Below are 6,653 nucleotides of genomic sequence, written 5' to 3' on the forward strand. Positions count from 1 at the left end.
CCCAAAAGGTTACTATTTCCGATAAGACCGGTTATTTTTCAATAACTGCCAGGCTTTTCGATACTCTGGTTATTTCCTCTATACAGTTTAAGAGAAAGATCATTCCCGTAAATAAGTCCGTACTTAAATCGACCTTGCTATCCATCGAAATGGAACAAAGCACTATCGAACTTGATGAGGTTGTATTAAGACCCTTTGACCTATCAGGAGAATTAATCCAAGATGTTGAAGGAATGGATATTGGTCAGATCATTAATGAAGCCACTCTTGAACTTCCTAATGCAAATGTCGGTATCAGGACCAAGAACGAGCGACTGCTATATACTGCAAGAACCTGGGATTTTAAGGTGATCTCGGTTAAATTGGATCCGATAATAAATGCTCTCTCCGGCCGGACATTGATGCTCAAAAAAAGAGTGGCACGGGACATAAAAGAAGCCAAGTATAATGCTGTCTATGAAAATATCCCTGATTCGCTGGTTATAAATGGTCTTAAGATCCCCAAGAACAAACTTTACCAATTCTACTATTTCTGCGAAGCGGATAAGACGTTTGATTCCATAGTCGACCAAAACATCCAGGGAGATATCTGGAAATACATGGTCCAAAAAAGTATGGACTACCGTAACCTCATCAAGTAGTGATTGAACCTTTCCCATTCTCAAGTGTATAATAGGCAATGCAATACATGTAAACCTAATTATTTTTATTGCTCGAAATGGAATTTAAAAATCTTTACTAAATCATTGGCATCACCAATATTTAATTTATTATCCTTTATAAAATTTTTAATTGATTTTGAATCTTCCTGAAAAAATTCAGTAAAAGGTTTTAATTTTTGGGGTATATATAAAAGTCGTTCAGACTGACTTTTAAAATCTGTTACATAAAATTCGCTTTTTACTTTTTTAAATTGGGCTGGTTTTTCTTCCGCATAGCCCTGAGCTTTAACTTTTTTAAAAAACCTTTTATTTTCTTTTAAGTAAAGTTTATAGATTAACGTACTATCCAATAATTCAAAAAATGAATTATTTTCATTTCCATTTAAATCCGCATACTTAAGTGTTTTATAGACTTTATTTGATCCATCCATCAAAGAGATTGTATATGGTTTTGAATTTTCAATTGTCACAACCTTACTTTCAGTGATCATTACTTCAACATTCCCTAATACGGCATCGAATCTTACTAATTGCGTATCAGCAATATTATTAATTTTGGCCGGTACAAATTCTTCATTCAAATATGGAGAACCTTCAGGAGAATTATATATTGATTTGTACTTACCAGGTACAAAATACACATCCCCAAAATAAGTTCTTTGTTCTTGTCCAAAAACGGTAATACAACTTACCAATAGAGATACTATGAGAATGACGTTTTTCATAAAAAGGGAATATTAAAAATTAAGTTTCTTTTCTACTTTGAAAACAATTTTGATATACTATTATTCAAAACCATTCTTCGGATATAAGTATAAATAATGTTGATAAAACGAGTTGTCTCAATAAAGCAACAATTATGCCAAAATACAGTATAGATTTGGCATAAAGGACGATGAACTAATAGAACAATTATAAGAACATTAATTATCTTTAAGAAAGGTTTGAAATTGGTGACTCATTTTCCTGTAACTACTCATATACTTGACCATTAAATGCAATCAAAATCAGAATAAATTAAAACTAAATGGTAAGAAGAATATTGATATCCGGACTTATTCTGATTATTAGCATTATGGCTTTTTCTTCTTGTAAGACCAAGACCTATAAAATCAATTTAAATAAACCTAGATACTCCGTATTTTAGCGCTCATAAACTCTTGATAATATGAATCCATCCTTAAATAGTATTTGTCAATTGAGCAGACAAAGTTTTGATTTAACTTCTGCCTCAGACCAAACTTATCTTTATGACCTTGTAAACCGCATTCATAGCTTTCCTCTCGAGGAAATCATAAAGTTAGGTAACGACACCAGTACACCCTTATCGTTTCGTTTAGCGGCCAAAATTTCTGATTCCAAACACTATATTGAATCTTGCCACCATAAATTAAAAATAGGGGTTGTGTTTGCCATGTGGGGAGAACAAAACAGGCTTCTAAAGAAAACTGACAGTAATCCTAATGGTGAAGATTTATTAAATGTAAAAGTAGATCAACTTACCTGGCTTTTTAAAGGTTCAAAGATTGATTGGAAAATTTATGCAGTAGATGATGGTTGTCCATATGGCAGCGGAGATATCGCAGAATCTATTCGAAAAGAATCTGAATATGCAGATCAAATAGAGGTCCTTTTCTTAGAAAAGGCCTTGCCAGCGGACCAGCCTCCTTTACAAAACCTGGTTTCAGCAGATGATTCTCGAAAAGGGGGTGCAATTCTTTTAGGATGTGAGAAAGCTATGCGTGATGGGGTAGATATAATCATTTACACGGATGCTGATAATTCTGTACATTTATCTCAAATTGGTTTACTTCTTAGACCACATTTAGAAAAAGGCTTTAAGGTAGTTCTTGGAAACAGAAAGGATCCAAATGCTGTTTTGGTTAAACAAGAAAACCGCTGGGGAATTGGCATTAAAGCGCTTCGGCATATGCAGCGAATGATTGGAGTTAGTATCTTCTCACGTGATATTCGCGATTCCCAAGCTGCTTTTAAATTATATCACAAAGACATTTTATCAGAAATACTTAAGAATCCATCTGTTTACGACTTCTCTTTCGACTCTGATTGGATTGCCTGTGTTATTGCCATGGAGGAAGAATTTGCAAAAGTGCCTTTTGCATTTATTGATTCTTTCGCGGAATCTGCTTCCATTGTACAAGGACCAATGACCACCTGGGAAACCTTGTTGAAAGGTTTGGTAAAAGCTGTAAGGGCAAGAAAAATTATTCATAATGAGGAAATGGCCAATATTGTAATGGAGAAAATAAATAGTCACCACGACTTGGATCTATTGATTAATGATTTGCCAGAAGAACTTATGGATGTAGAAGATAAAGATTTAGGCAAGCCGGAGATTATGTCACCTAAAGCAATGGGAGCGTGGATTGAATACAAAAAATTAAATCAATAGAATTAGTTTAGAAGTAAAATAGGTGCAAAATCAACTCCTTTAGGATTCCGGGAAATGGACAGCTTGCAACATTGTTCATTAGCAACTATGCTAACCGTATTGGCAGTAAGCTAAAGCGGTTGAGAAAGTTTCGGCATAAACAAACCTTTGTCATTGTAGAAAAGTAAGGTGATTTATATTATAAATAAGTTAGATGTCAACCCAAAAATACCTAATTTTAACCTTAGTGTATTTAGTCTATTCTTCCAAAAAAAGGCAACTAGTCCATGCTAAAAAAAATTGCAAAATTTATTGCTGGTTTAATTCTGATTTTAGGAATTGTATTCGGGGCTATTTTCTTTTATGTAAAGGGGCATAAAGAAGAAGTCGTCAACTTCGTTGTAAATACCATCTCAGAAAAACATAATGGCACGGTCAGTTTTGACGATGTTACTTTAAGAAGTTGGGGCAATTTTACCAATCCGGCATTCTACGTGAAAAACATGGTGCTTTTAGATTCGTCCGATTCAAAAATTACCCGTTTTGAAGCCAGGAAGGTGTATCTAAATCTAACCGTAAGGAGTTTATTGAAAGAAAAGATTCAGGTAAAATCTGTGCGAATAGAAAATGCGAACTATTCCTCCGTCATTACTAAAGAAGATCTGACAGCTTTGACCGCGAATAAAGACTCCCTTCCTAAAGAAAATAGAGTCTCTGAAATCTTCAAGCCATACAAAATGTCCTTTGATATTGAAAATTTTACCTTCGATATACAAAATATTCCGCGTCATAAAAGAATTAAATTTACGATAAACGAAATATCATCAAACCTCCTCGTTGGTCCGGATAAAATAACCTCTTCCATGGATTTGGATGCTCACATCACACAACTGGGATTTAACCTTGAAAAAGGGAGTTATCTCAAAGATTCCAAGATTGAAGGCACCATGTATCCTGAAATAGACCTGGCTAACAACAAAATTCATATCCCCTCATTTGATTTATCCATAAAAGATCAAATATTTAAGCTTACAGCAGATTTTGACACTTCCAGACAAAGTAGTTTTCTATTTGAGCTTGTGAATGAAGAAACAGAATATGAGCCAACTGTAAGCCTTCTATCGGATCATATACAATTAAAACTTAACAAGTATAAGATTGACCGGGCTTTTCCTACTCATACCACCCTTCAAGGAAGTTTTGCCCCATTTTCTAACCCACTGGTGCATGTTGAATTTAATAGTGTTGAAAATTCTGCTTTAATTATTGACCGTTTTGATTTGGATAATTTGTCATTTACTGGAAGTTTTACCAACAGAATATATGATGATGAGCGAGCCAAAACTGAAGACAAAAAAGATTTAAAGCTTATATTTAATACCCTCACGGGTAAATACAGGGAAACCCATTTTCTGCTAAACAATGCCAGTTTAAAGAGTACACCAGAGGCCAAGGCAAGTATTGAGGGACTTTTGAAAGTCAACGGAAATCCTAACGATTTAATTTCATTATTGGAAGAACCTATTTTTACCCTCAAAAAAGGCAGCTTTACTTTAGACGCAGATTTAAATGGGGACGGCACTTCAGTTGCTGCATTACTTTCAAGCGCAGGAATTGTTTTGCATGTAAATAATACCTCCGTTTATGAAGAGGAAAATGACATCTCAATTCCGGTTAAAGAATTAAGATTACACCTGAACGGAGATACCGCCGTTTTAGATGTTTTAGAGCTTCCTATGAATAATGGAGATAAGTTGCTATTTGACGGGCAAATAAATCACTTTTCTTCAATTTTATCAAAAGAATCTAAAAATAAAGCTTTAACTAAATTAAATATTAAATCCCCAAAACTGAACTGGGATGACTTTATAAACCTTTTTAAAAGCACCCCAAAAAGCAACAAAGAAAATGTAAAACCTCCGCAATATGTATTACAAGAAATACTTAATAAAATTAATCGGGTATATAGCCCATCGGTGGACATAGCCATAAAAGAGTTCGCCTATAAATCCCTGATTTTAGAAAACCTAACTACTAATTTGTCATTTAGAAATGAGAATAACCTTAGCCTGTACAATATGGCTTTTGACATTCCTTCTGGTGCTGTTAAGCTCAACGCCGATCTAAATTATCAAAATGAAGAAGAAATTATTGTAAACGCAACCCTGGAAGCAAATGGAACTCCGGAGATCTTAAATGATTTATTCAATAGTGACACTTTCCTTTTCAAGAGTGGCAGCTTCGCTTTAAAAGCAGATATTAATGGGGATGTAATGAGTTTAGATAACCTCTTACTCAAATCAAATACTACCTTAAACTTAACCGAGGGTACTCTTATTTATAAACCCATAAATCTTACAATACCCGTTAATTTAATGGATGTAACGATCAAAGATAATCGCGCAATCCTGAATGATTTACAAATTTCTATAGGACCTGAGGACAAATTGAATTTTACAGGTGAGCTTGATGATATAACGGCATTTATAACTGCAGACCCTGACACACAGGTAAATTCCTCCATATTACTTCAGTCCGATAATTTACAATGGGATGATTTTATAAAAATGTTTGATAATGGAAATAATGAGAAAAAGGATGAGGCTGACTATAGCTCGGAAGTTAGATTAAAAGAAACCTTAAGAGGAATATATTCTAAATTCAATCCGCGAATTGGTATTTCAATTGACAATTTTGGGTTTAAGGACATTTTGGTCCTGAAGAGTTTTAAGACGGGTCTTAACTATAAAGATACTAATTCAATAGTGCTGGAAGAAAGCGGTTTTAATTTCCATACTGGTGGACAAGCAACCTTTTCGGCTCAGGTAGATATTTCTAAACCTAAAGAAACATTTGTAAATCTTGATTTAGATGTTCAGTCAGACCCAGCAGAACTAAATGAGATACTGAATTATGACACTTTTTTGCTAGAGGGCGGAATTTTAAATCTGACAGCAAAGATTGCGGGTTGTATAGAAAATTTGGATGAACTGATATCCTCATCAACCAGCACCTTTAAAATTGAGAATAGTTCTTTAGTTCACAACTCAAGTAAAGTCAAGATCCCATTTAGTATTCTGGAAATAGATATTCTCAATGATGATGCTATCCTTAAATCTTTGAATATTGAATTGCCGTCTGGAGATAAAATAATACTCGAGGGACAATTAAATAATATTACGTCAATTTTACCTGAAATAAGTGGCAATAATGAAAGAATGAGCTCAAAACTTAATATTTATTCAAAGAAGTTGCGTTTTAGTGACTTTTTGGACCTTTTCAATACGGTAGATTCTGTAAAGAAAGTAAAAAAACCAAATCGTAATCTGGCTTTAAAAAATGTGGTAAAAGACTTTTACAATAAATACCAGCCAGAACTTTCCGTTAAATTAGATGAATTCATATTTAATAAACTCATCATAAACAATTTCAATACGGGTTTTTATTTTGAAAATGAAAATCTGCTTTATCTGGAGAATACCGATTTTGACTTTTATAAGGGCAAAGTAAATCTGGATGCTTATTTAGATATCACAGATCCATTTGAAACCCAGTTCTCTCTTGGATTTTCAACGGATAATATCGACTTGGAAAAATTA

At 33.8% G+C, this 6,653-nt stretch carries 4 protein-coding genes; 3 read left to right on the forward strand and 1 reads right to left on the reverse strand.

Features of this window, described 5'->3' with window-relative positions; genetic code table 11:
• On the forward strand, window positions 1–641 hold a 641-nt coding region (locus tag WBN20_RS09725; protein WP_424281534.1), incomplete at its 5' end, for a hypothetical protein.
• A 65-nt stretch (window positions 642–706) separates the two neighbouring features.
• On the opposite strand, the gene WBN20_RS09730 is transcribed toward WBN20_RS09725, so the two are convergent.
• The gene (locus tag WBN20_RS09730; protein ID WP_424281535.1) at window positions 707–1,387 is read right to left on the reverse strand and encodes a hypothetical protein; all 681 of its coding nucleotides are present in this window, start codon (window positions 1,385–1,387) and stop codon (window positions 707–709) included.
• Window positions 1,388–1,830: 443 nt separating this feature from the next.
• Between WBN20_RS09730 and WBN20_RS09735 the strand changes: the two genes are divergently transcribed.
• Both WBN20_RS09735 and WBN20_RS09740 read left to right on the forward strand, forming a co-directional pair.
• Window positions 1,831–3,075: a glycosyltransferase gene (locus tag WBN20_RS09735; RefSeq protein WP_424281536.1), complete on the forward strand. Its 1,245-nt coding sequence runs from the start codon at window positions 1,831–1,833 to the stop codon at window positions 3,073–3,075.
• Window positions 3,076–3,341: 266 nt separating this feature from the next.
• Window positions 3,342–6,653 (forward strand): hypothetical protein (locus WBN20_RS09740; RefSeq protein WP_424281537.1); only part of this gene is annotated, 3,312 nt, incomplete at its 3' end.

Source organism: Eudoraea sp., assembly GCF_049665975.1.
Classification (GTDB): Bacteria; Bacteroidota; Bacteroidia; order Flavobacteriales; family Flavobacteriaceae; genus Eudoraea.

Excerpts from the sequence above, each read along its gene's own strand:
- WBN20_RS09735 (WP_424281536.1), top strand. The coding sequence starts at position 1,831 with ATGAATCCATCCTTAAATAGTATTTGTCAATTGAGCAGACAAAGTTTT.
- WBN20_RS09730 (WP_424281535.1), bottom strand. The coding sequence starts at position 1,387 with ATGAAAAACGTCATTCTCATAGTATCTCTATTGGTAAGTTGTATTACC.